The following is a 22,263-nucleotide window of genomic DNA, read 5'->3' as shown; positions in this document are numbered from 1 at the left end:
ACTGCCCATGAAACCAAAGAGCGGTTCGTTTGTTCCACAGGCGATGCGATTTCCGGGGGGCAGGATCTTTCGGCGCGCAGGAACCATTGCAAAAGCGGGACGCCGGCGCGAAATACCGGAACGTTCCGAGGGAGAAACGATCGATTATGTCGCTTGGTCAGCAACTCGCGCCGCACCTTCCATTCCTTCGCCGCTATGCGCGCGCACTCACGGGCAGCCAGGTCGAGGGCGATCGTTATGTTCGGGCGTCGCTCGAGGCGATCGTCGCCGCCCCCGATCAATTCCCGCGCGATATCGAACCGCGTCTGGGCCTCTACCGCACGTTCCAGGCGATCTGGCAGACCACCCATCTCGAAGAACAGGATTCGGGCAGCGAGAGCCCGACCGAGCCCGAGGCGATCGCGCGCAAGCGTCTCGCCCGGCTGGCGCCGCTGTCGCGTCAGGCGCTGTTGCTGACCGCGATGGAGGGGTTCAGCATCGAGGATACCGGATTCCTGATCGGTACCGATGCCGGCGATGTGAACGGCCTGGTCGCCGACGCGATTGCGGAGATCGAGTCGCAGACGCGCACCCGCGTACTGGTGATCGAGGACGAGCCGCTGATCGCGATGGACCTGGAGACCATCGTTCGCGACATGGGTCATGAGGTTACCGGCGTCGCCGTGACCCGCGATGAAGCCGTCGCGCTGGCGATGGAAGAGCGTCCGGGCCTGGTGCTGGCGGACATCCAGCTTGCCGACGACAGTTCGGGTATCGATGCGGTCAAGGACATCCTGGCGGAATTCTCGGTGCCGGTGATCTTCATCACTGCCTTCCCCGAGCGTCTGCTGACCGGCGAGCGTCCTGAGCCGACCTTCCTGATCACCAAGCCGTTCCAGCGCGAGACGGTGAAGACGACCATAGCCCAGGCGCTGTTCTTCGATCAGGCAACCGTGCCGGTAAACGGCTGAGCGTAGACCCCACGAAAAATCGAGGCGGGTTCCATATGGTACGGACCCAAAACGGTTTTCGTGGGTTTACCGTGCATGGCTGAGAACGAAAAACCGATCCATGTAGAGACCGACGAAGCCCGGGCAGGGGCCACCCCGCACGTGACACGTTACGTGCTGGGCATCGGTCTGTTGCTGGTCATCATCGCCTACATCATCATCCTTTACGTCTGAATCAGGGCAGGGGGGACTGATCGATGCAATTGGCAAGCGCGGCACCGCGCCCTATCTTTACCGATGACCGCATTCCGGTACGCACAACTGAACGGGAACGAATGACCGAAACTGACAGCCCGGACGATTCGGGCGAGAACACGCTTCCGGTCGAGCATGTCTCGCTCTCGGATCCCGAGTTCAAGAAGCAGCTGGCGGTCGTCATCCCCCATCTGCGCGCGTTCGGACGTTCCTTGTCCGGCAATCGCGATACTGCCGACGATCTGGTGCAGGAAACGCTGCTGAAGGCATGGGCGGCGCGCAAGCGCTTCCAGGCCGGAACAAACATGCGCGCCTGGACCTTCATCATCCTTCGCAACCTGTATCTCTCACAGATGCGCCGCGCGCGCTTCAAGGGTGAGTGGGACGACCTGGTCGCCGACAAGATCCTGGCGGCACCCGCCAGCCAGGACCGGCACGTCGAGCTTTCCGACATGCAGCGCGCCTTGCTGCACCTGCCGCAGCCGCAGCGCGAGGCGCTGATCCTGGTTGGCGCAGGCGGGTTCGCCTATGAGGAAGCTGCCGAGATTTGCGGCGTGGCGGTCGGCACGATCAAGAGCCGGGTTGCCCGTGGACGCGTGGCGCTGGAGCAGTTGCTGAGCGAAGGCCAGCTTCCCTCGCGGGCGGCGCATCCGGCCAATCCGCAGGGGAAGAGCGCGCTCGACACGATCATGGGCGAAGTCGACGACCTCAGCCGCGAGCGCTAAGCTCCCGTTCCTGGATATGAAAATGCCCCGGTGATCGCCGGGGCATTTTTCGTTTGGGATGCTCTTCGTCGAAGGTGGCCGCGAATACGACCGATAGCGTCACTGCAGCGTGGTCGCTCCATTCAGCCGCATCAGCAGTCGAGCCATATCGTCGGGCAGCACATTGTCCCGATCATACAGGTTGCGCAGCGCCTTGCCGATGGCATCGCCCTCACGCGGTGCCTCGACCCGGTAGACGGGCAGCGATTCTTCGCGGTTGGACGGGTGCTGTGTCATGCAGCTAAAAACGGGTGATGTTCGCTTTTGTTTCTCGGGCAATGTTAAATCGGAGTAACGCGTTGGACAGGATCGATCGGCCGGAGGCGACGTCGCTGGAGGACGCGATCCAACGCGCGCGCGATCATGCGCCGTTCCTGGCGCATCTGATCGACCGCGAGCCCGAACTGGTTTCCGGGCTGGAGCGCGCGCTGGCCGACCCTGTCGCTGCCGCGCGCGTCGACGGCGATCTGCCCATGGGGAAGATGCTGCGCCTGGAACGCCGCCGGCTCGCGCTGCTGGTCGCGCTGGGAGATCTGTCCGGGCGCTACGACCTGACCCGGGTGACTCGGTTGCTTACCGACTTCGCGGACGAGGCGGTCGATCGGGCGATCCGCACTGCGATCGCCGAGCGGACGCCCGATGCAGAGCCGCGCGGTTTCGCGGCAATTGCGCTCGGCAAACAGGGCAGCCGCGAACTCAACTATTCGTCCGACATCGATCCTATCCTGATCTTCGATCCCGCGACCCTGCCGATTCGTCCGCGCGAGGAGCCGGGGGAGGCGGCAGTGCGGATCGGCCGACGTGTGGTCGAACTGCTTCAAGCGCGTGACGCCGATGGTTATGTGCTGCGCGTCGATCTGCGACTGCGGCCCTCGCCCGAAGTCACGCCGATCGTGCTGCCGGTCGAGGCTGCAATCTCCTATTATGAATCGCAGGCGCTGCCCTGGGAACGCGCGGCGTTCATTCGCGCCCGCGCCGCGAGCGGCGACCTTTCGCTGGGCCGCGAGTTTCTGGCAGCGATCCGCCCTTTCGTGTGGCGCCGGGCGCTCGATTTCGGGACGATCCGCGAGATTCGCGACATTTCCCGCCGCATCCGCGACCATCATGCGCAAGGACAGCAATTCGGCCCCGGCTATGACCTGAAACGCGGTCGCGGCGGGATCCGCGAGGTCGAGTTCTTCGCCCAGATTCATCAGCTGATTCATGGTGGCCGCGACGCCGCCTTGCGCGCGCCAGCGACCCGCGACGCGCTGACCGCCCTGTCCGACGCCGGCTGGATCGCGGACGACGAGGCGGAGGCGCTCGGCGGCGCCTATTGCCTGCTGCGCACCGTCGAGCACCGGTTGCAGATGGTCGACGATCGGCAGACGCACAGCCTGCCCTCGGACGGTGATGCGCTGGCCAACGTCGCCGCGCTGCACGGCCTGGAAAATGCCCAGGCGCTGATCGACCTGCTGCAGCCGCAGGTGGAGCGGGTCGGGCGGATCTATGACGGGCTGGCCGACGAGGGGGGCGAGCGGCTGTCGGGCGATACCGATACGCTCGAGGCGAAACTGAGCGGTGCGGGGTTTCACGATCCGGCCAATGCCATGCGCCTGATCGAAGGCTGGCGCAGCGGCAACTATCCGGCGTTGCGGACGACCGCTGCGCGCGAAGCGCTGGAGGCAGTGCTGCCTGGACTGGTCGCCGCGTTCGGAGAGGCGCCGGATCCCGCGCATGCGATTGCGCGGTTCGACGCGATGCTGGCGCGGCTGCCCAGCGCGATCAACTTCTTCCGCCTGCTCGAAGCGCAGCCGGCGCTGGCGCGATTGCTCGGTTCGATCCTGTGCCATGCGCCCGCACTGGCGGATCAGCTCGGCCGCCGCGCGGAGCTGCTCGATGGTCTGATCGATGCGACCGCGCTCAAGCCGGTCGCTGGCATCGCCGAGCTTGCCTTCGACATGGAAGCACGCGAGCGGGGCGGCGATTATCAGTGGCAGCTCGATCATGTTCGGCGACTGGTCAACGAGAAACGTTTCGCACTGGGAACGCAGATCATTGCGGGCACCAGCGATCCGCTGGTGGTGTCGGCCGGTTATGCGCGCGTGGCGGAAGCGGCAATCGACGTGCTGGCGCGTGCCGCGATCGCCGAGTTTCGGGCAGCGCACGGCGTGGTTCCGCAGAGCGAGCTGGTCATTCTGGCGCTCGGCCGGCTGGGTGGCGAGGCGCTGACGCATGCCTCCGACCTCGACCTCATCTATCTGTTTACCGGCGACTATATGGCCGAAAGCGACGGGCCGAAGCCGCTCGGCGCGGTGACCTATTACAACCGGCTGAGCCAGCGCGTCACGGCGGCGCTATCGGTCCCGACCGCCTCCGGCCCGCTCTACGATGTCGATACCCGGCTGCGGCCGTCGGGGGCGCAAGGGCCATTGTCGGTCTCGCTCGAGGCGTTCCGGCGATACCAGCAGGAAGACGCCTGGACCTGGGAGCATATGGCGCTGACCCGTGCCCGGCCGGTGTTCGGATCGCCCGAGGCGCGATCCGCGGTCGAGGCCGTCATCGCCGACGTGCTTGGCGGGCGCCGTCCGCAACGCGACGTGATCGCAGATGCCGCGGGCATGCGCGCCGAGATGGCGTCGCACAAGCCCGCCAAGGGGCCGCTCGATGCGAAGCTGCTCGATGGTGGCCTGGTCGATCTGGAATTTGCGGTGCACGCCCTTCAGCTTGCCCATCGTCGTGGGTTCGACACGCAGCTGCGGCGGGCGATCGACGCGCTGGTCGGGGAGGGGTTGTTGCCTGCGCCGATGGGCGAGGCGCATGACTTTCTCTCGCGCCTGCTGGTCACGCTGCGCCTGGTCGCGCCCGACAGTCAGCCACCGGCGCCGGCGACACGACCGTTGGTCGCGCGGGCGGTGGGCGTGGCGGACTGGGACGCGGTTATTGCGGAACTCGATCGCGTGCGGCAGGAGGTCGGCGCATGCTGGAGCGCGATCCGCGCGCGTGAAAAGGGTTAGACATGGCGATTGAGGAAGGCGACCGGATTCCGGCAGTCACGCTGCAGGACAGCGAGGGCGGGACGATCGCGCTTGCCGATTATGTCGGGCGCCCGCTCGTGCTGTATTTCTATCCCAAGGACGATACGAGCGGCTGCACCCGCGAGGCACAGGATTTCTCGGCGCTGATGCCCGAATTCGCGGCGCTCGACGCGCGGGTGCTCGGCGTGTCGAAGGATTCGCCGGCGCGGCACCAGAAGTTCATCGCCAAGTACGAACTGGCTGTGCCGCTGGCGACCGATATTGACGATCAGGCGTTGGCCGCGTTCGGCGTCTGGGTCGAGAAGCAGTTGTACGGCAAGCGCTATATGGGGATCGACCGGTCGACCTTCCTGTTCGACGCGTCGGGCGTGCTGGTCCGTGCATGGCGCAAGGTGCGTGTCCCCGGTCATGCCGAAGCCGTGCTGGAGGCTGCGCGCGCGCTTCCGGCGGCGTGAGGCAGGGCGTCGCTTGACCAGTCTGGCCGAAGCCTGTCGAACGGTCTTGTTGACGGCCGAGCCTCGCGAGAAGGTCAAGGCCGCGCGCGCTGCGGCGCGCGACTGGCGGCTGGGACGCCTCGAACACCGGTTCGACGTGGCGATGCCCGATCGTCCGGCGCGACCAGACGTACCCGAGCTCCTGCCGCCGAACCGCATGCCGCGGCGCGGGAAGGGCGGGTCCGAGCGCGGCAGGATCGCGCTGATCCATGCACTGGCGCATATCGAGTTTGCCGCCATCGACCTGGCATTCGATCTGGCGGGGCGGTTCGGAGCCGGCTTCCCACGCGCGTTTGCCGATGACTGGGTGCGCGTCGGCGGGGACGAGGCGATCCATTTCGCGCTGCTCGACCGGCGATTGCGGCAGTTCGGGACGCGGTACGGCGACCTTCCCGCGCATGACGGATTGTGGGACGCTGCGGCCGCGACGCGGGAGGATGTATTGGGCCGGCTGGCCGTGGTCCCGATGGTACTGGAGGCGCGCGGGCTGGATGTGACACCGGTCACTATCGAGCGGTTCTCGGCCGTCGGCGATGCCGCAACGGCGAGCATCCTGACCCGAATCCTGAACGACGAAATCCACCATGTGCGGGCCGGAACACGCTGGTTCGAATCAGCGTGCAAGTCCGCGAATCTGCACCCAAAATCTACGTGGAAAGCCCTAGTCGGCCGCTACTTCGCCGGTGCCATTAAGCCGCCGTTCAACGACTCAGCGCGCGACTCTGCCGGTTTGACGCGGGATTACTATCTCAGCCTTGCGGACGGATGACCGAATAAAGCACATGATCGTCGTCGCGAGGCGGTGGGGCTGCAGCGAGACGATGAACTAGAGGTCGAGCGTCGGATTTCCTGTCCGGCGAAACGCCTTTTCGGGTTGCCGGGGAATCATTTTGAACGCTTCTATCATCAAGAACGCGACGCTGGGTTCCCGGTTCCGCAGCTTCTTCACGACCAGGGACTTCATCTTTCACGACGGCCGCGACCTTCGTCGCTTCTCGATCGCAGGCCGGACCCAGGCCATGCTGGCTGGCGCTGCCGGTGTCGCGCTGATCTTCTCCTCTTACGGCGTAGCCCAGGCGATGGTCGGCGTCGCGTCGATGAGCGGCATCGGGGCCGAAGCGGGCTCCGCCGAGGCGCAGGTCGAGCAGATGCGCCTGAAGGTCGAGGCGATGCAGGCCGATGTGGAAGCGGCAAAGCAGGCCGCCAAGGCCTATGCTGCCCGGGTCGAGCAGCGTCAGGAAATGATCAAGGCGGTCGCCACCGGAACGGCCGATCGCAACAAGCTGTCCCAGGCGGTTGCGCCGTTCAGCTTCAAGACCAGCGCGCTGACCGAGGAAGTGCTCGCGCCGCTGCGCGAACTCGAGGCGCGCCAGGTCGCGCTGGCAGTCCAGGCCCGCGCCATGGGTGAAGCCCGCTACGCCAAGACCGCCGCGCAGATGGAGCGCCTCGGCCTCGACCCCGATCGCTATACCGTCAAGCTGGTCCCCGGCGGCATGGGTGGTCCGCTGGAGGCCTCGGACGGTGACGAAGCCAGTGTTTCGGCCGAAGCCGACGCCCAGTTCCGCGCGCTGTTCCAGACCTGGCGCCGTCTCGACTCGCTCGAGCAGACGGTGATCTCGATCCCGTCGATGCAGCCGGTCGAGAATGTCCAGTTCACCAGCACCTTCGGCGTCCGCTCCGATCCGTTCGTCGGTACCGCAAAGATGCATGCCGGCGTCGACATTCCGGGCGCCGTGGGAACGCCGATCTATGCGACTGCCGATGGCGTCATCGGCCGCTCGGGTCGCTATGGTGGCTATGGCAATCTGGTCGAGGTCAATCACGGTCGCGGCATCCAGACCCGCTACGGCCACCTGTCGAAGATCCTGGTCGAGCCGAACACGCGCGTCCGTCGTGGCCAGATGATCGGCCTGATGGGCTCGACCGGTCGTTCGACCGGCAGCCACCTTCATTACGAAGTCCGCGTGGACGGCAAGGCGGTCAACCCGATCCCCTTCCTCCAGAATGGCGAGTATCTGATGGCGATCCAGGATCGTCGGACCGCCGGTGCCATGGGCGGTCCGTCCGGCGCCAAGTAACCGCTTCCGCTTGCGGAGAGGATAGAAGGGGCCGCCCACCGAGGCGGCCCCTTTTATTTTGGCCTCCATGGACGATGGTCCACGCGGCATCGCTCCATTGCCTCGGCGGGCTTGCCCCACTATCTCGGCGGCATGACGACGATCGACCAGTCCGAGATCGGGCTTACCCCGGCCGCCGCGGCGCGGGTCGCGGCCATTTCGGCACGAGCCGGCAAGCCTGCGATCCTTCGGCTTTCCGTCGAGGGCGGCGGCTGTTCCGGATTTCAATACAAGTTCGGTCTCGCGGACGGCATCGAGGGTGACGACAGCGTGGTGGAGACCGATGGCGTGAAACTCGTCGTCGACTCGATCAGCCTCGACCTGGTGCGAGGTGCCAGTGTCGACTTCATCGACAATCTGGGCGGCGCGCATTTCGCGGTGCAGAACCCCAACGCAGCCTCGGGTTGCGGGTGCGGCACCAGTTTCTCGATCTGAAGGAACCGCCTTGCCTCGCATCGTCACCTACAATGTCAACGGCATCAAGGCGCGTCTCGAGCGTCTGGTGGAATATCTGAACGAAGAAAAGCCTGACATTGTCTGCCTTCAGGAGCTGAAGAGCTCGGACGAGACGCTGCCGATCAAGGAGATCGAAGCGGCGGGCTATCGCGGTGTCTGGCACGGCCAGAAGGGGTTCAATGGCGTCGCCGTGCTCTCGCGCGGCGAGCCTCCGGTCGAGCGCCAGCGCGGCCTTGCCGGCGACCCGGAAGACGCGCACAGCCGTTATATCGAGGTGGAGATCGGCGATCTGGTGGTCGCGTCCATCTACCTGCCCAACGGCAATCCGCAGCCGGGGCCCAAGTTCGATTACAAGCTGAAATGGATGGAGCGGCTGGCCGAGCGCGCGGGTGCGCTGCTGGCCGAAGAGCGTCCGGTGGTGTTGGCCGGCGATTACAACGTCATCCCCAATGACGACGACACCTTCTCCGTTCGTGCGATGATCGAGGATGCGCTGATGCAGCCCGAATCCCGTCAACGCTATCGGACGTTGCTGGCGGAGGGATGGACCGACAGCCTGCGGACCCGCTTCCCTGCCGGCGGCGTCTGGACCTTCTGGGATTATCAGGCGGGCGCATGGCAGCGTGACGCGGGCTTCCGCATCGATCATCTGCTGCTGAGCCCGATCGCGGCCGACCGGATGACGGGAGCGGGCGTCGACAAGGCATATCGCGGTCGTGAGAAGGCAAGCGATCACGCACCGACCTGGGTCGTGCTGCGCTGAATTTCGTCGCGTGACGGCGCGCAAAATCGACCAGTGTCCGCTTCCGCTCGACCTGAATGCCCGATGAAAGGTGACTCGCGCCATCTTGTGGCGTGATTTACTGTGTTATGGCGATAGTACTGTTTCGCTACCGATCTTAACTCCCTGAAATCATTGATGAACCGATTTTGGCACGGCTGATGCAACGCAGATTGTACAGGCCAAGACGGTCTGCCGAGGTTCAAAACGTAGGGAGTATGTCATGAGCAAAGGCCATCTGATCGGGCGGGTTTCCTTCGTTGGCGCCGCCGCCGCACTCATGCTGGGTTCGGTCGCGCCGGTTGCAGCGCAAGAGACCGGTCGCAGCTACAACAAGCAGGCGGTCGAGAAAAAGGAGACGCGTTACTGCGTCATGTCCGAGCTGACCGGCTCGCGGATCCGCTCGAAGCTCTGCAAGACCCGTGAGGCGTGGATCAAGGAAGATGGGTTCGACCCGGTCACCGACGAACAGCAGCAGCGCTGAGATTTCGCCTGACGCCGCAGCCCATGAACATGGGTTGCGGCGTCTTGTGAAAGGCGGTGCCGGACCTTCGTGCCCCGAGGGCCGGCACCGTTACTTTCACCGAGGGTCACCGCGCGTCACAGCGGCTTGCGATAGATCACATATTCCTTGTTGACGTGACTATCGATTGCGTCGGCAATCGCGACCATGCCCTGATTATCTTCCAGCACCCAGCCGATCTCGCCCCGACTTGCGCCGTAATTGGCGACGGCGGCGCGGCGGATATATTCGATCATCATGAAGGCCAGCTGGCTCGCCATGCGCGAGCTTTGCAGGCGCTTCACCACGCCCATCAGCGGCACGCGCGCGGTGCGCGCCTTGGGCTTGCGAAGCCATAGCAGCAGTTTGGCCCAGCCGAACGGGAACAGTGACCCGTTCAGCGGCTTCAGCGGCTCGTTCAGGTCTGGCAGGGTGACCATGAAGGCAACCGGCTCTCCATCCAGCTCGGCGATGCGGATCAGATCCCCGAACACCAGCGGCTTCAGCTTCTTGCCGACATCGTCGACTTCGGGCTGGGTCAGGGGGACGAAGCCCCAATTGTCCGACCAGGCATCGTTCAGGATTGCCAGGATGACTTCCGCTTCCTCGTCGAAGCGCGACTTGTCGACCTCGCGGATGCGGATCCGCGGGTTCTTCTCGCCCGACGCGACGATGCGCTGGATCAGCGGCGGGAACTGGCGGGTGACGTCGAGCTCGTAGGTGAGCAGCGACTTGGCCTTTGCGTAGCCCAAACCCTCGATCCAACCCTGATAATGGGCGGGGTGGTGGCCCATCAGCACCGCCGGCGGATGGTCGTGCCCGCGCACCAGCAGTCCCGGCTCTTCCCAGATCGACAGGCTGACCGGGCCGAGCGCCTGGGTCATGCCCTTGCCGCGCAGCCAAGTTTCGGCGGTCTCGATCAGCGCCTTGGCGATGGTCTCGTCCTCGGCGTCGAACATGCCCCAGAAGCCGGTGCCCGGCCCGAAACCCTGTTCCGCCGGCATTTCCAGCGCGAGTTGGTCGATATGCGCGGAGATCCGCCCGACGACGTGACCGTTGCGGCGCGCAATAAACAACTGTGCCTCGGCATGGCTGAACCAGCCATTCTTCTTCGGATCGATCGTGCCGGCGACATCGCTGCGCAGCGGCGGGACCCAGTTGGGATCCTTGGCGTGGAGCCGATAGGGGAGTTCGATAAAGGCCTTGCGATCGGCCTTGGCGGTTACCGGGATGATGGAGAGCGACGTGTCGGCCATGAGGGTGACCCTGAAGGAGGAGGGCGTGAAGTCGATCCTGGGCCGGTTGCTGTCAAGCGGTTTGATCCGGAACAATGCGGACCCGGGCCCCCCTGTTATCGCCACGCTCTAGCCACTATCTCGGGTCAATGAGCATTGTCATGAACCAATCGATCGCTCTCGACCGGCGAAGCGCCGGGGTTGCACCTGCAAAGGCAGCGACGTCGCGCATCGCCGACGATCGGACGCTGCTGCGTACCGCAGCAGAGATCAGCCGCGACCTCAATACGCCGCGGCCTGCCATCTACTGGACCGACCTGCTGTTGTCCGCCGCAATCGGCTATGGCGCGCTGTTCGCGGCGATGACGCTGCCGTCGGTCGGCCTGGCGGTGCTGGCCGGCGTGATCTCGGCGCTGGCACTCTATCGCGCCGGTAGCTTCATCCATGAGCTGACCCATGTGAAGTCCTCGGCGCTGCCCGGCTTTCGCGTCGCGTGGAATGCGCTGATCGGCGTGCCGCTGATGGTGCCGAGCTTCATGTATGAAGGCGTGCACAATCTCCACCATGCCCGTACCCGCTATGGGACGGTCGACGACCCCGAATATCTGCCGCTGGCGTTGATGAAGCCCTGGACGCTGCCGGTGTTCGTGATCGTGTCGATCCTGGCGCCGGTCGCGCTGCTGTTCCGCTATGCGGTTCTGGCGCCGCTGTCGGTCGTCATCCCGTCGCTGCGCAAGAAGGTGGTTGAGGAATATTCGGGGCTGGTCATCAATCCCGCCTTCCGCCGCCGCCATCCCGAAGGCGCATTCCGCCGCGAATGGCATGTGATGGAAGCGGCGACGAGCGTGTGGGCGATCACGCTGCTGACGCTGGTCGCGACCGGAATCATCCCGCTCAAGGCATTCCTGATCTTCCTGGCGGTTGCCGCGGGCACGACGCTGATCAACCAGGTCCGCACGCTGGTCGCGCATCTGTGGGAAAATGACGGGGAGGCGATGACGGTGACCGCCCAGTATCTGGACTCGGTCAACGTGCCGCCGCCGGCGCTGCTGCCGATGCTGTGGGCACCGGTGGGCCTGCGCTATCACGCGCTGCACCATCTGCTGCCGGGTGTGCCCTATCATGGCCTGGCCGAGGCACATCGCCGCCTGGTCAAGACGCTCGATGCGGACTCGCCCTATCACAAGGGCAATTATCCGGGGCTGCCGGGGCTGGTCGGCAAGATCGTCCGCAGCACGATGATCGACCGCCGCTGATCCACATCGACGTCATCGCAACTTCGGACGGGGCTGCACCGCTGTCGGTGCGGCCCCTTCTGTCATGGGAGGCGTCCCGTTAGGCGGTACCTGTTCGTCTGCAGCCAGAACCGCCTGCGCAGCCCGACGGCCGAGCAGATCTTCTCGCTGCGCGACGATATCGAGGTCATGTCGGCCGGCACGAACCAGGGCGCCGATTATCCTGTCACGCCCGAGGATCTCGAATGGGCGGACATGATCGTGGTGATGGAGCGCCAGCACCGGCGCAAACTCCAGCGGGCATTCGGGCGTCACCTGCGGGGAAAGCACCTGGTCTGCCTCGACATCCCGGACGACTATGACTTCATGGATCCGGCGCTGATCGACCTGCTCCACGCGCGAATGGCGCGGCACCTTCCATCGCTTCCGCCGGCGGCGGAGGCTGCGGACCCTATTCCTCTGTCCTGAGCAGCACCGCTTCGCCGATCGCCAGGAACAGGAAGAATGGTGCCCAGGCTGCCAGGAACGGCGGATAGGCGCCGAGATTGCCCATCGCCAGCGCGAAATTGTCCGAGACGAAGTAGAGGAAGCCGAGCGCCATCCCCATCACCGCGCGGACGAACAGCTTGCCCGACCGTGCAATGCCGAACGCGGCGACTGCGCCGAGCAGCGGCATCAGCACCGCCGAGAGCGGGCCGGACAGCTTGTGCCACAGCGAGCCTTCCAGCGACGCGGTCGGGCGGCCGGCCTCCTTCAGATCGTCGATCGCCGCCGAAAGGGCGGAGAAGGACAGGCCGTCGGCATTGACGCTCGACAGGGTGAACTGATCGGTGCGAACCCCGCGGCCGACAATCGTCGTGCCGATATCGGTAAACTTGCCCGTCGCGATGTCGAACCGACGGGCATTGTCGATGCGCCAGCCATCGCCGTCGCGTACGCCGTGCGTGCCGGTAGTGATTCCGATCAGCCGCTGCTTGTCGTCGCGCTCATGGACCGTGACGCCGGTAAGCTTGGCCGCATCGCCACGTCCGCGGATATCGTCGACCTCGATCAGGCTGTCGCCGGAGCGGACCCAGACATTCTGACGATCGCCGCGATCGACGGGCAGGGGGCCGTACTCCACCCGCTTCCAGGCGTCGAGCGTGGCCGTGGCTGGCGCAACGATCCGGTCGTTGAAGGTGAAGGACAGGGCGGCGACGCCAAGGCCTGCCAGGATCAGCGGTGCCAGCACCTGATGCGCCGAGAGGCCGGCCGCCTTCATCGCGATGACTTCGCTGTTCTGGTTGAGCTGCGACAGGGTGAGGATCGTGCCCAGCAGGACCGAGAAGGGGAGGAAGGTGGAGATGATCTGCGGCGCGCGCAGCCCGACATACCACCAGACTTCGGAGTCGGTATTGCCCGGCACTGCGAGGATCTTGCCGGATTCGCTCAGCAGATCGAGCGACTGGAGGATCAGCACCAGCCCTGCCATGATCGCGAACGTCCGGATGACGAACATCTTTCCCATGTAGAGCGACAGGGTGCGCGACGGGAAAAAGTTGAACAGGTTGGTCATGCCGATGCCTCACCCGGCTTGCGACGGCGGATCGGAATGATCTTCGCAACCAGCTTGATCAGCTTGGCGAACATCTTCTCCAGCGCGCCGATCGGTTGCCCGCCGGGCACATAGGCAAGCTGATAATAGAGCCAGAACACGAGTCCCGCGAAGATCGCGAACGGCCCCCACAGCGCGATGATCGGATCGATCCGGCCTAAGCTGCCGAATGCCTGGGCATATTCGCTGACCTTGAAATAGGTCACGATCATCACGATCGACAGGAACACGCCGAGCGCCGAGGTCGAGCGCTTGGGCGGGATGCCGAGCGCGGCCGCGAGGAAGGGCAGCAGGAACATCGACAGCACTTCGGTGACGCGGAAATGGAATGCCGAGCGGCTGGAGTCGCGCAGGGGCTCCGCCGCCGAACGGTCGCTGCCGATGCGCGCAAGCTCGGGCAGGGTGAGTTCCAGGTTGCGCTCGCCACGCTGTCGGAACGCCTCATATTTGGGAAGCGCGATCGGAAGATTGTGCGTGGTGAAGGTCAGGACGCGCGGGACCGGCGAATCCTTCGTCTTCTGGACCAGCGTCCCATTGGTCAGCTGAAACACGATCTCGTCCGGATTGTCGGTGCGCAGGAACTTGCCGCGTTCGGCCGAGACCGAATACCAGCCATTATCCTTGGTCTTCATGTGGACGAAGATGCCCGACAGGTCGCGCCCTTCGTTCTTGCTGTCCTCGATCCGCAGCGTCATCCGGCTGCCGAAATTGGTGAACTCGCCGACCTTGATCGAGGCGCCCAGCGCGCCGGTGCGAAGCTCGAAGCGCAGCCCCTCGTAATTATAGCGCGCGACGGGCTGGATATAGCCGATGATCGTCAGGTTCAGCGCGGCCAGCGCGAAGGCATACATGAACGGGACACGGAGCATCCGGTTGTAGCTGATGCCGACCGCGCGCAGCACGTCGAGCTCCGATGAAGTCGCGAGGCGCCGGAAGGCCAGCAGGATGCCGAGCAGCAACCCGATCGGGATGCCCAGGCCGAGATATTCGGGCAGCAGGTTGGCGAGCATGCGCCAGACCACGCTCACCGGACCGCCCTCGGTCGCGACGAAGTCGAACAGCCTCAGCATGCGGTCGAGGACCAGCAGCATCGCCGCGATGATCAGCGTCGAGATCAGCGGCACCGCGATCAGCCGCGCCATATAGCGATCGATCAAACTCATGCGCTTGGGCGGGGGCCTTTAATCGGGTTGCAGCCGGCGGAGCAGCCGACGGGTGTAAGCGCAAAGGCTATACCCACGGTTCCATTGGGCGTCAGCACGAAAGTTGCGCTGCCGTTCAGATGCGTTGGACCGCGGCGACCACCGCCTTTGCCAGGGCTGCCATGGTAAAGGGTTTGCGCAGTACCGAATGGCCGCCAAAGGCTTCGCCGTCCGCTTCGCCGGCAAAGCCCGTCACGTACAGCACGGCAATCCCGTCGACGCGCGAGCTCAGCGCGGCGATCATTTCCGGACCGGTGCGGCCGGGCATCAGCACGTCGGTCAGGATCAGGTCGACATGATGCATGCGGTCGAGGCAGGCTTCCGCCTCCAGCGGGTCCTCGCACGCGACCGGCCGATGACCAAGCGCGGTGAGCGCGCTCATCGTCGCGGACAGGACGCGGGGATCATCCTCCACGACCATGATGTCGAGCGCGATGTCGACCTCTTCGGCATCGACCGTCTCGGTCTCTTGCGTCTCCTGGACTACCTCGCCCTCGTGGCGCGGCAGGTAAAGCGTGACGGTGGTGCCTTCGCCGAGTGTCGTGTCGATTGCGATCTCGCCGCCCGACTGGCGCACGAACCCGAAGATCTGGCTGAGACCCAGGCCGGTACCCTTGCCGACTGGCTTGGTGGTGAAGAAGGGCTCGAAGACACGTTCCAGCACCTGGGGAGTCATGCCGCCGCCGGTGTCGGTGACCGAGATGCTGGCATAGTCGCCCGCCGCACACTCGCCCACCTCATTCTCCGCTAGCCGGCGACCATCGGTGTGAAAGCGAAGCGCGCCGCGGCCATTCATCGCATCCCTTGCATTGACCGCAAGGTTGAGCAGGGCGTTTTCAAGCTGGTGCTTGTCGACGAAGATCCGCCAGCCGCGTCCCGAGTCGCTGGTCGTCACCTCGATCGCGTCCCCCAGCGTCCGGTCGAGCAGTTCGGACATGCCGGCGATCACCACCTTGGGTTCGATCGCGGCTGGCAGAAGCACTTCCTCGCGGGAGAAGGCGAGCAGCCGGCGCGTCAGTGCCGCGGCACGGTTGGCACCCTCCATCGCATTCTCGATATGCTTGTTGGCGTCGTTGCCGCCGGTGTGCAGGTGGCGCTTGGCGAGTTCCAGCCCACCCAGCACGACCGCCAGCATATTGTTGAAATCATGGGCGATGCCGCCCGTCAGCTGGCCAACCGCTTCCATCTTCTGTGCCTGGCGAAGCTGAGCCTCGGTCTGCTCGCGCTCCCGCATTTCCTGACGGAGCTGCGCCGTCGCCTCATCCACCGCCTGTTGCAGCTCGGCGGCGCGAATACGCTCGGCATCGGCATCGGTCTCCGCCTCGTCGCGTCCGGCGGCCGCCTGCACCGTCAGCCATCCGAGCAGGATCGCCCCCGCCACGACCAACAGGCCGAACAGGCCGAGGATATTGGTGGCCAGGTGTGAGCGCGCGAGCAGCGCCGCCGATTGGTCCTTGCGCGCGAGCAACCGCTGGCGTTCGGTCGTGACGATTTCGTCGAGCAGCCGCTCGATGCTGGCGCGCGCTTGGGTTGCGCTGAACTGGTAATAGCTGCCCAGCGCGTCGCGGCCGCGATCATGCACGATATAGCCGACCGTCTGGGCAAGCTCGTTGCTGCGCGCTTGAAACGCGGTTCTGAGGCGCGCGGCGCGGGCAGCCTGTTCGGGCTCGTCGCGAAGCTGAGCCTCCAGCCGGCTCAGCCGGTCGCTCGCTCGCGACCACCGATCCGAGAATTGCCGCCCGACCGATGCCTCGCCACTGGTCACGTAGCGGCCGAGCAGTGCCTCCGCCTCGGCCGAGGCGATCGAGACCTGGCCGGCCCGGATGATCACCTCATAGGTGTGCGCCTGGCGATCCAGCGCTGCGTCGCGCTCCCGATCGGTGGTGGTCTGGAGGTTGAGCAAAAGCACCAGCAGGCCCATGCCGGCCAGCGCCATGACGGCAAGCAGCACCATGCGCCAGTCGGTCTTCTGGACCACTGCCTCAGGAACTGCACTGACATCGCTCATCCTGTCGATCCGGCCGGACGACCTGTCCGTTCTAGGAGATCACGCCCACTGCCTGGCCGGCCGCCTTGAACATGCCGAGCACGCGCTGGATTTGCTCCGACGTGTGCTCGGCACACAGCGAACAGCGCAGCAGATAGGTCCCGGCCGGGGTCGCCGGCGGGCGCGCCATATTGACGTACAGACCGTTTTCGAGAAGTCCCTGCCACATGCGAACCGCCTGTTCCTGATCCTCCAGGATCACCGCGATGATCGCGCTGTCGGGGGTCTCGGTGCCGAGCTTGAACCCCATGTCCTTGAGGCCAGCGTGCAGCGTGCGGGCATTTTCCCACAGATGCGCGCGCTTGTTGTGGGCGTGCATCAGCTTGCGGATCGAGGTCGCTGCAGTCGCGACCACCGAGGGCGGCAGCGAGGCAGTGAAGATATAGGGGCGGCAGGCGAGGCGGATCGCCTCGAACTTCGGGTGGTTCGACACGCAAAACCCACCGACGGTGCCGACCGATTTCGAGAAGGTGCCGACGATGAAGTCGACATCGCCCTCGCAGCCCTGAGCCTCGTACACGCCGCGGCCATTGGGGCCGAAAAAGCCCATCGAATGCGCTTCGTCGGACAGGACCATCGCGCCATGTTTCTTGGCGACCGCGACCATCTCGTTCAGCGGGGCGATATCGCCCAGCATCGAATAGACACCCTCCAGGACGACGAGCTTCCCCGCCTCGGCGGGCAGGCGCCCCAACCGCTTGTCGAGATCCTCGACCGAGTTGTGGCGGAAGCGGACGATCTCGGCATAGCCCTGCTTGCAGCCGTCATAGATCGAGGCGTGGCTGTCGGCGTCGAGGATGACATAGTCGCCCTTGCCGGCCAGGGTCGAGATCATTCCCAGATTGGCCATATAGCCGGTCGAGAACACGATCGCGCCGGTCGTGCCGTAGAATTCGCGCAGCGCCTGTTCGACGTCCATATGGTCGCGGAAGGTGCCGTTCAGCATCCGGCTGCCATTGGTGCCCGATCCGAAGGTGTCGAGCGCGTCCTTGCCTGCCTGCACCACGTCCGGATCGAACGTCATGCCCATATAATTATAGGTGCCGAGCAGGATCGTGTCACGGCCCTTGATCACCGCCTCGGTCGGCGACTTGACCTGCTCCATCACGATCGCGAACGGATCGATAACGCCACTGTCGAGCAGTGCCTGGCGCTCGGCGATCAGGCCGTCGAACTTGCTCATCAGGTCCGGCTTGGCACCCGTCAGCGGGGCGGGGGCGTCGGGCGTCTGGATGCTCTCGCTCATGACGTGGCTCAGCCCTTCAGCTTGGCGACCGCGTCGACCAGCTGACCGATATTCTCGATCTCGGCCTGCATGTTCATCGTGATGATGATATCGAACTCGTCCTCGATCGCCGCGACGAAATCCATCACCGTCAGGCTGTCCCATTCGAGATCGCCGGCGAACGTAGTAGTCTCGGTCAGCGCCACGCCCTTCTTGTTGAACGGCTCGATCTGGGCGGCGACGGTATCGAAGATTTCGGAGCGATCGGTCACGGGTTCGTCCCTGTTGTTCTTGGGTGCAGCGGCCGCCCTGCCAAGCAAATGCGGCGTCTTATGGGCGCGTCTATAGCAGCCCTTGCGCGCGATACCATGCCGCGGTCGCGGCAAGACCATCGGGCGTCGGTACCTGGGGGCGCCACAGATCGGCGGGGGGGCGGCGGGTCGAGTCGATCACCCAGTCCTGATGGCAGAAATAGGCGACGCGGTCCGGGGTCAGCTTGGCGCCCTTGCCGCGGACCAGCCGGTCGAGATGCGCGCCCGCCATCAGCAGCACGCGGGGCAGCGCGAGCGCCGCGACCCGCTTGCCCAATGCCGTCCCGATGGCGAGGCCGAATGCCTTGTGGCTCCAGCCGCCTTCCGTCCCGTCATCGGCGTCGAGGCTCAATCCCGGCGCATCGGTCACGGCGAGCGCCAGCAACAGCCGGGCAAGGTCGCCGACCTCGATCACCGACAGCCGCCCGCCGGGCGGGAGCAGTGCGAGACCGTGCTTCGCCAGCTTGAACAGCTCGAGCATTTCCATGTCGCCCGCACCGTAGATTGCTGGCGGGCGCACGACGCTCCAGTCGAGCGACGACGCCTCGACCAGCTTCTCGCCCTCCGCCTTGGACCAGCCATAGGTGGACAGCTCAGGCTCGCGTGCCGCGAGCGACGAGACATGGACGAAGCGTCCGGCGCCTGTCTGACCGGCTGCGTCGAGCATGTTGCGGGTGCCGTCGATATTGCCCGCGGCGAAGCCGGCCTTGTCCGGCGCATTGACCACGCCGGCGACGTGAATGACCGCAGCGGCGCCCTCGCACAGCCGCGCGAGCGCCGGAAGGTCGTGCAGGTCGCCCTTGACCCAGATCACGCCGTCGCGCTCGGCCTGCGCGCGCCGCGTGAGGGCGCGGACCTGGTGCCCGGCCGCCAGCGCCTCGGCGATCAGGCGCGACCCGACGAAGCCGGTTCCCCCGGTGATGGCCAGCACGCTCACCTGGATCCCTCCGTCACAGCAGCGCCATATGGCTGCGATGGACCAGTGCCGATCGCGGCGCATAGCCAAGGATGGTCCCCAGTTCCTCGCTGCGTCGCCCGGTTATGCGATGTGCGTCGACATGATCATATTCGGCAAGGCCGCGGGCCAGCTGTGTTCCGTCCGGTCCGGCGATCACGACCAGGTCGCCGCGCGCGAACCGCCCCTCGACGCGAGTCGCGCCTGCGGACAAGAGGCTGCGGCCCTGGCGCAGCGCCTCGACCGCGCCCGCATCGATATGAATCGTGCCCTTGGCGGTCAGGCCGCCGCGAAGCCAGGCCTTGCGCGCGCGGGCGCCCTGGCTGGCGACGAAGATCGTACCGTGGCCGCTCTCGGCAAGCGCCTCCAGCGGATGGTCGATTCGTCCCGTCGCGATGGCCAGATGGGCGCCGGCGCTCGTCGCGATTCTGGCCGCCTCGATCTTCGAGACCATGCCACCCGAGCCCATGCCGGATGCCGATCCGCGATCGGCCATCGATTCGATCCGCGCGTCCAGCTTCTCCACGACCGGGATCATCGTGGCGTGGGGGTTGGTCGTCGGGTTGCGGTCATACAGCCCGTCGACATCGGACAGCAGGATGACGCCATCGGCGCCCGCCGCGCTCGCGACGCGTGCGGCCAGCCGGTCATTGTCGCCGAACCGGATTTCCTCGGTCGCAACCGAGTCATTCTCGTTGATCACCGGCAGCACGCCCAGCTTCAGCAGCCGGTCGAGCGTCGCGGAGACGTTGAGGTAGCGGCGGCGATCCTCCAGATCGTCGAGCGTCACCAGGATCTGTGCCGCGGTCAGACCTTCGCCATGCAGCAACTCGGCCCACACACCGGACAGCGCGATCTGCCCCGTCGCGGCCGCCGCCTGCGCATCCTCCAGGCTGGCGCGTCCGCCCTTGGGCAGCTTGAGCCGGCGGGCGCCCAGCGCGATTGCGCCCGAGGAAACCACCGCGACCTGCTGTCCGGCGCGGACGCGTTCGGCAATGTCCGATACCAGGCCGGTCAGCCAGTCGCGGCGGACCTGCCCGACCGGGTCGACCAGCAAGGCCGAGCCGACCTTCACGATCAGGCGTGCACAACGACCGGGCGCGAACGCGGTCATGTCGGCAGGGGCGAGGCGGGCGCTCATGGCGTCGCTCTTAGCGGGCAGGGAGAACGGACCCAAGCCCTAGACGAGCGACTCCCTCTTGAGGCTTGTATAGGGCTGCTTGGCCAGCCCCTCCGCCAGTGTCACGCGCGTGGTCTGGTCGCCGGCACGGACCTCGCCCAGTTCGGCCGCGGTCAGCAGGACGATGGGCACGATCCGGACCGGCGCGATCGGCATGTCCTCGATCACGGTCGGGAAGTCCGGCGAAGGCCCCCCGATCAGCACGCCCAGCGCGTCGTCTCCGGTGAAGAAGCGGGCAGGCACCTGCGACGCGATCGGGTGCGATTGCGACACCCCCGGCAGTTCCATCGACAGCAGGCCGTCATATCGGTCGAGCATCGGCACGATGCCGCCATTCCGGGCGACGATCCCCGCAATATGGCTGAGAAGCGCGAACATCCATCCGCCCCTGAGCGCGGCGATATCGCCAGGTCCGCCCGCCTGTTCGGGCGGCAGATCGGCGCACTGGATGAAGATCTCCATGCCATAGCCATTGGTGTCGGCGCTCTCGCCATCGAAGGGGTCGGAGAGGCCATCGGTTGCCAGCAGGACGGTCCCGTCAGGCCGGCGAACGACACGATAGGCCTGTCGCGTGGTCGGCCAGGCGGGGCCGCCCATGAACTGCGGGCTGATCAGATGGGTGATGACGTCCGATTCGACGGTGCCGACGCGCGACCAATAGCGGGTCCGCGCGTCGAACGAGGCGTCGAGCGCGGCATCCTCTGGCGCGTCGGCCGCCGATGGCGGGGGCGGGGCGGGGGCTTCGTCCTGTGAGGACATGCCGAACCATCGTCGCAACTGCTCTCCCAACCCCATCGGCGTTTCCTTTCCGCGAATCGCTGTTCAGGGAGTCAGGGTCGCCGCGAAATGCTTCAAATCGGCGACCATTCGAGCGTATCTTCGCCCTGATCCCCTTCGGGCACCTCGATCGTGCTGACCGCAGGGCCGATCTTGTCGAGCAACTCGTCAAGAACCCAGTCGATGCCGGTGCCTGCCGCGCCCGAGATCGGGATCACCTTGGCGCCGCTGGCATCCTCGAGCTCGGCCGACAGGGCGGCGATCAACTCGTCGTCCAGCGTATCGATCTTGTTGAGCGCGATGACGACTTCCTTGTCGTCAAGGCCGGCACCATAGGCCGCGAGTTCGTCGCGAACGATGCGATAGCTTTCGGCGACATCGACGTCATTGGCATCGACCAGATGCAGCAGCACCCGGCAGCGTTCGATATGACCGAGGAACCGGTCTCCCACGCCGGCGCCTTCGGCTGCGCCCGCGATCAGGCCGGGGATGTCCGCGACCACGAATTCGCGCTGCCTGTGACGTACCACGCCCAGCTGGGGACGGGTGGTCGTGAACGCGTAGGCGCCGACCTTCGCCTGGGCATTGGTGACCGCGTTGATGAAGGTCGACTTGCCGGCATTGGGCAGTCCGACAAGCCCGGCATCGGCGAGCAGCTTCAGCCGGAGCCACACCCAGGCCTCTTCACTCGGCCATCCGGTACCGTGCTGGCGGGGGGCGCGATTGGTCGAGGTCTTGTAGCTGGCATTCCCGCGTCCGCCATCGCCACCGCGCAGGAAGACCACCCGCTGCCCGACCCTGGTCAGATCGACGAGCAGGCTGCGCTCTTCGTCGTCGGCCAGCACCTGGGTGCCCACCGGAACCTTGATCACGAGATCGTCACCGCCCGCACCGGTGCGGTTCGATCCCGATCCGCCATGCCCGCGAGGTGCCCGGAAATGCTGGGTATAGCGAAAATCGATCAGCGTATTGAGGCCCGCAACGGCTTCGAAGATGATGTCGCCACCCTTGCCGCCATTGCCGCCGTCCGGGCCGCCATATTCGATATATTTCTCACGCCGGAAGCTGACGGCTCCCGGACCGCCCGCGCCGGAGCGGACGAAAATCTTTGCCTGGTCGAGAAAATGCATCCCGCGCCCTTAGAGCAAGCGCGCCGGAAAGAGAACCTGCCGGCTTATGCGAAGATG

The 22,263-nt window shown here is 65.6% G+C and carries 23 protein-coding genes; 12 read left to right on the top strand and 11 right to left on the bottom strand.

What is annotated here, in order from left to right:
• The first annotated feature begins 146 nt into the window (after positions 1 to 146).
• The 3 genes from ACZ1H8_RS01930 (at position 147) to ACZ1H8_RS01920 (ending at position 1,909) form a co-directional block, all read left to right on the top strand.
• Positions 147 to 950, top strand: coding sequence for a response regulator (locus ACZ1H8_RS01930; RefSeq protein ID WP_465179738.1), 804 nt, complete (start codon positions 147 to 149; stop codon positions 948 to 950).
• Between the two features lie 75 nt (positions 951 to 1,025).
• The gene (locus ACZ1H8_RS01925) at positions 1,026 to 1,163 is read left to right on the top strand and encodes a hypothetical protein (RefSeq protein ID WP_181401947.1); all 138 of its coding nucleotides are present in this window, start codon (positions 1,026 to 1,028) and stop codon (positions 1,161 to 1,163) included.
• A 101-nt stretch (positions 1,164 to 1,264) separates the two neighbouring features.
• Positions 1,265 to 1,909 (top strand): sigma-70 family RNA polymerase sigma factor, encoded by a 645-nt coding sequence (locus ACZ1H8_RS01920; protein WP_465179736.1) that lies wholly within the window; start codon positions 1,265 to 1,267, stop codon positions 1,907 to 1,909.
• Positions 1,910 to 2,008: 99 nt separating this feature from the next.
• Here ACZ1H8_RS01920 and ACZ1H8_RS01915 read toward each other — a convergent pair whose 3' ends face one another.
• The gene (locus ACZ1H8_RS01915; protein WP_181401946.1) at positions 2,009 to 2,185 is read right to left on the bottom strand and encodes a hypothetical protein; all 177 of its coding nucleotides are present in this window, start codon (positions 2,183 to 2,185) and stop codon (positions 2,009 to 2,011) included.
• 41 nt (positions 2,186 to 2,226) lie between these two features.
• Here ACZ1H8_RS01915 and ACZ1H8_RS01910 point away from each other — a divergent pair, with 41 nt between their 5' ends.
• The 7 genes from ACZ1H8_RS01910 (at position 2,227) to ACZ1H8_RS01880 (ending at position 9,297) form a co-directional block, all read left to right on the top strand.
• On the top strand, positions 2,227 to 4,944 hold the full coding sequence (locus ACZ1H8_RS01910) for a bifunctional [glutamine synthetase] adenylyltransferase/[glutamine synthetase]-adenylyl-L-tyrosine phosphorylase (RefSeq protein ID WP_465181316.1): 2,718 nt from the start codon (positions 2,227 to 2,229) through the stop codon (positions 4,942 to 4,944).
• A 2-nt stretch (positions 4,945 to 4,946) separates the two neighbouring features.
• Complete coding sequence (locus ACZ1H8_RS01905; protein WP_465179734.1) at positions 4,947 to 5,420, top strand: peroxiredoxin; 474 nt, start codon at positions 4,947 to 4,949, stop codon at positions 5,418 to 5,420.
• Positions 5,421 to 5,433: 13 nt separating this feature from the next.
• Positions 5,434 to 6,228: a ferritin-like domain-containing protein gene (locus ACZ1H8_RS01900; RefSeq protein WP_465179732.1), complete on the top strand. Its 795-nt coding sequence runs from the start codon at positions 5,434 to 5,436 to the stop codon at positions 6,226 to 6,228.
• Between the two features lie 121 nt (positions 6,229 to 6,349).
• The gene (locus ACZ1H8_RS01895; protein ID WP_465179730.1) at positions 6,350 to 7,537 is read left to right on the top strand and encodes a M23 family metallopeptidase; all 1,188 of its coding nucleotides are present in this window, start codon (positions 6,350 to 6,352) and stop codon (positions 7,535 to 7,537) included.
• A 132-nt stretch (positions 7,538 to 7,669) separates the two neighbouring features.
• The gene (gene erpA, locus ACZ1H8_RS01890) at positions 7,670 to 8,011 is read left to right on the top strand and encodes an iron-sulfur cluster insertion protein ErpA (protein ID WP_465179728.1); all 342 of its coding nucleotides are present in this window, start codon (positions 7,670 to 7,672) and stop codon (positions 8,009 to 8,011) included.
• A 10-nt stretch (positions 8,012 to 8,021) separates the two neighbouring features.
• Positions 8,022 to 8,795, top strand: coding sequence for an exodeoxyribonuclease III (gene xth, locus ACZ1H8_RS01885; protein ID WP_465179726.1), 774 nt, complete (start codon positions 8,022 to 8,024; stop codon positions 8,793 to 8,795).
• Between the two features lie 241 nt (positions 8,796 to 9,036).
• Positions 9,037 to 9,297, top strand: a complete 261-nt coding sequence (locus tag ACZ1H8_RS01880; RefSeq protein WP_465179724.1) for a hypothetical protein — start codon at positions 9,037 to 9,039, stop codon at positions 9,295 to 9,297.
• 116 nt (positions 9,298 to 9,413) lie between these two features.
• On the opposite strand, the gene ACZ1H8_RS01875 is transcribed toward ACZ1H8_RS01880, so the two are convergent.
• Positions 9,414 to 10,571: a GNAT family protein gene (locus tag ACZ1H8_RS01875; protein WP_465179722.1), complete on the bottom strand. Its 1,158-nt coding sequence runs from the start codon at positions 10,569 to 10,571 to the stop codon at positions 9,414 to 9,416.
• A 140-nt stretch (positions 10,572 to 10,711) separates the two neighbouring features.
• Between ACZ1H8_RS01875 and ACZ1H8_RS01870 the strand changes: the two genes are divergently transcribed.
• On the top strand, positions 10,712 to 11,806 hold the full coding sequence (locus tag ACZ1H8_RS01870; RefSeq protein ID WP_465179720.1) for a fatty acid desaturase family protein: 1,095 nt from the start codon (positions 10,712 to 10,714) through the stop codon (positions 11,804 to 11,806).
• A gap of 168 nt (positions 11,807 to 11,974) precedes the next feature.
• The gene (locus ACZ1H8_RS01865) at positions 11,975 to 12,253 is read left to right on the top strand and encodes a phosphotyrosine protein phosphatase (RefSeq protein ID WP_465179718.1); all 279 of its coding nucleotides are present in this window, start codon (positions 11,975 to 11,977) and stop codon (positions 12,251 to 12,253) included.
• Here the strand turns inward: ACZ1H8_RS01865 and lptG are convergent.
• The 9 genes from lptG to obgE form a co-directional block, all read right to left on the bottom strand.
• Positions 12,237 to 13,340 carry an LPS export ABC transporter permease LptG gene (gene lptG / locus ACZ1H8_RS01860; RefSeq protein WP_465179716.1) on the bottom strand — a complete coding sequence of 368 codons (1,104 nt, stop codon included), beginning with the start codon at positions 13,338 to 13,340 and terminating at the stop codon, positions 12,237 to 12,239. The genes ACZ1H8_RS01865 and lptG overlap by 17 nt on opposite strands.
• The gene (lptF, locus tag ACZ1H8_RS01855) at positions 13,337 to 14,542 is read right to left on the bottom strand and encodes an LPS export ABC transporter permease LptF (protein ID WP_465179714.1); all 1,206 of its coding nucleotides are present in this window, start codon (positions 14,540 to 14,542) and stop codon (positions 13,337 to 13,339) included. Before lptF ends, lptG begins: the two co-directional genes overlap by 4 nt.
• Positions 14,543 to 14,657: 115 nt before the next feature.
• A complete protein-coding gene (locus ACZ1H8_RS01850; protein WP_465179712.1) occupies positions 14,658 to 16,589 on the bottom strand; it encodes an ATP-binding protein in 1,932 nt (643 codons plus the stop codon).
• A 31-nt stretch (positions 16,590 to 16,620) separates the two neighbouring features.
• Positions 16,621 to 17,874: a serine palmitoyltransferase gene (gene spt / locus ACZ1H8_RS01845; RefSeq protein WP_465179710.1), complete on the bottom strand. Its 1,254-nt coding sequence runs from the start codon at positions 17,872 to 17,874 to the stop codon at positions 16,621 to 16,623.
• Positions 17,875 to 17,882: 8 nt separating this feature from the next.
• Positions 17,883 to 18,125, bottom strand: coding sequence for an acyl carrier protein (locus ACZ1H8_RS01840; RefSeq protein ID WP_110151229.1), 243 nt, complete (start codon positions 18,123 to 18,125; stop codon positions 17,883 to 17,885).
• Positions 18,126 to 18,195: 70 nt separating this feature from the next.
• Positions 18,196 to 19,101: an NAD-dependent epimerase/dehydratase family protein gene (locus tag ACZ1H8_RS01835; RefSeq protein WP_465179708.1), complete on the bottom strand. Its 906-nt coding sequence runs from the start codon at positions 19,099 to 19,101 to the stop codon at positions 18,196 to 18,198.
• Positions 19,102 to 19,114: 13 nt separating this feature from the next.
• Positions 19,115 to 20,260 (bottom strand): glutamate 5-kinase, encoded by a 1,146-nt coding sequence (gene proB, locus ACZ1H8_RS01830; RefSeq protein ID WP_465179706.1) that lies wholly within the window; start codon positions 20,258 to 20,260, stop codon positions 19,115 to 19,117.
• 39 nt (positions 20,261 to 20,299) lie between these two features.
• Positions 20,300 to 21,076, bottom strand: a complete 777-nt coding sequence (locus ACZ1H8_RS01825; RefSeq protein ID WP_465179704.1) for a hypothetical protein — start codon at positions 21,074 to 21,076, stop codon at positions 20,300 to 20,302.
• A gap of 74 nt (positions 21,077 to 21,150) precedes the next feature.
• The gene (obgE, locus tag ACZ1H8_RS01820) at positions 21,151 to 22,206 is read right to left on the bottom strand and encodes a GTPase ObgE (protein WP_465179702.1); all 1,056 of its coding nucleotides are present in this window, start codon (positions 22,204 to 22,206) and stop codon (positions 21,151 to 21,153) included.
• Positions 22,207 to 22,263 lie beyond the last annotated feature (57 nt).

Source organism: Sphingomonas sp. BL-S-25 (assembly GCF_055521555.1).
This window is presented reverse-complemented; position numbering and strand designations above follow the sequence as displayed.

Excerpts from the sequence above, each read along its gene's own strand:
- ACZ1H8_RS01930 (WP_465179738.1), top strand. The coding sequence starts at position 147 with ATGTCGCTTGGTCAGCAACTCGCGCCGCACCTTCCATTCCTTCGCCGC.
- ACZ1H8_RS01925 (WP_181401947.1), top strand. The coding sequence starts at position 1,026 with ATGGCTGAGAACGAAAAACCGATCCATGTAGAGACCGACGAAGCCCGG.
- ACZ1H8_RS01920 (WP_465179736.1), top strand. The coding sequence starts at position 1,265 with ATGACCGAAACTGACAGCCCGGACGATTCGGGCGAGAACACGCTTCCG.
- ACZ1H8_RS01915 (WP_181401946.1), bottom strand. The coding sequence starts at position 2,185 with ATGACACAGCACCCGTCCAACCGCGAAGAATCGCTGCCCGTCTACCGG.
- ACZ1H8_RS01910 (WP_465181316.1), top strand. The coding sequence starts at position 2,227 with ATGTTAAATCGGAGTAACGCGTTGGACAGGATCGATCGGCCGGAGGCG.
- ACZ1H8_RS01905 (WP_465179734.1), top strand. The coding sequence starts at position 4,947 with ATGGCGATTGAGGAAGGCGACCGGATTCCGGCAGTCACGCTGCAGGAC.
- erpA (WP_465179728.1), top strand. The coding sequence starts at position 7,670 with ATGACGACGATCGACCAGTCCGAGATCGGGCTTACCCCGGCCGCCGCG.
- ACZ1H8_RS01880 (WP_465179724.1), top strand. The coding sequence starts at position 9,037 with ATGAGCAAAGGCCATCTGATCGGGCGGGTTTCCTTCGTTGGCGCCGCC.
- ACZ1H8_RS01875 (WP_465179722.1), bottom strand. The coding sequence starts at position 10,571 with ATGGCCGACACGTCGCTCTCCATCATCCCGGTAACCGCCAAGGCCGAT.
- ACZ1H8_RS01870 (WP_465179720.1), top strand. The coding sequence starts at position 10,712 with ATGAACCAATCGATCGCTCTCGACCGGCGAAGCGCCGGGGTTGCACCT.
- ACZ1H8_RS01865 (WP_465179718.1), top strand. The coding sequence starts at position 11,975 with ATGTCGGCCGGCACGAACCAGGGCGCCGATTATCCTGTCACGCCCGAG.
- lptG (WP_465179716.1), bottom strand. The coding sequence starts at position 13,340 with ATGACCAACCTGTTCAACTTTTTCCCGTCGCGCACCCTGTCGCTCTAC.
- lptF (WP_465179714.1), bottom strand. The coding sequence starts at position 14,542 with ATGAGTTTGATCGATCGCTATATGGCGCGGCTGATCGCGGTGCCGCTG.
- ACZ1H8_RS01850 (WP_465179712.1), bottom strand. The coding sequence starts at position 16,589 with ATGAGCGATGTCAGTGCAGTTCCTGAGGCAGTGGTCCAGAAGACCGAC.
- spt (WP_465179710.1), bottom strand. The coding sequence starts at position 17,874 with ATGAGCGAGAGCATCCAGACGCCCGACGCCCCCGCCCCGCTGACGGGT.
- proB (WP_465179706.1), bottom strand. The coding sequence starts at position 20,260 with ATGAGCGCCCGCCTCGCCCCTGCCGACATGACCGCGTTCGCGCCCGGT.
- obgE (WP_465179702.1), bottom strand. The coding sequence starts at position 22,206 with ATGCATTTTCTCGACCAGGCAAAGATTTTCGTCCGCTCCGGCGCGGGC.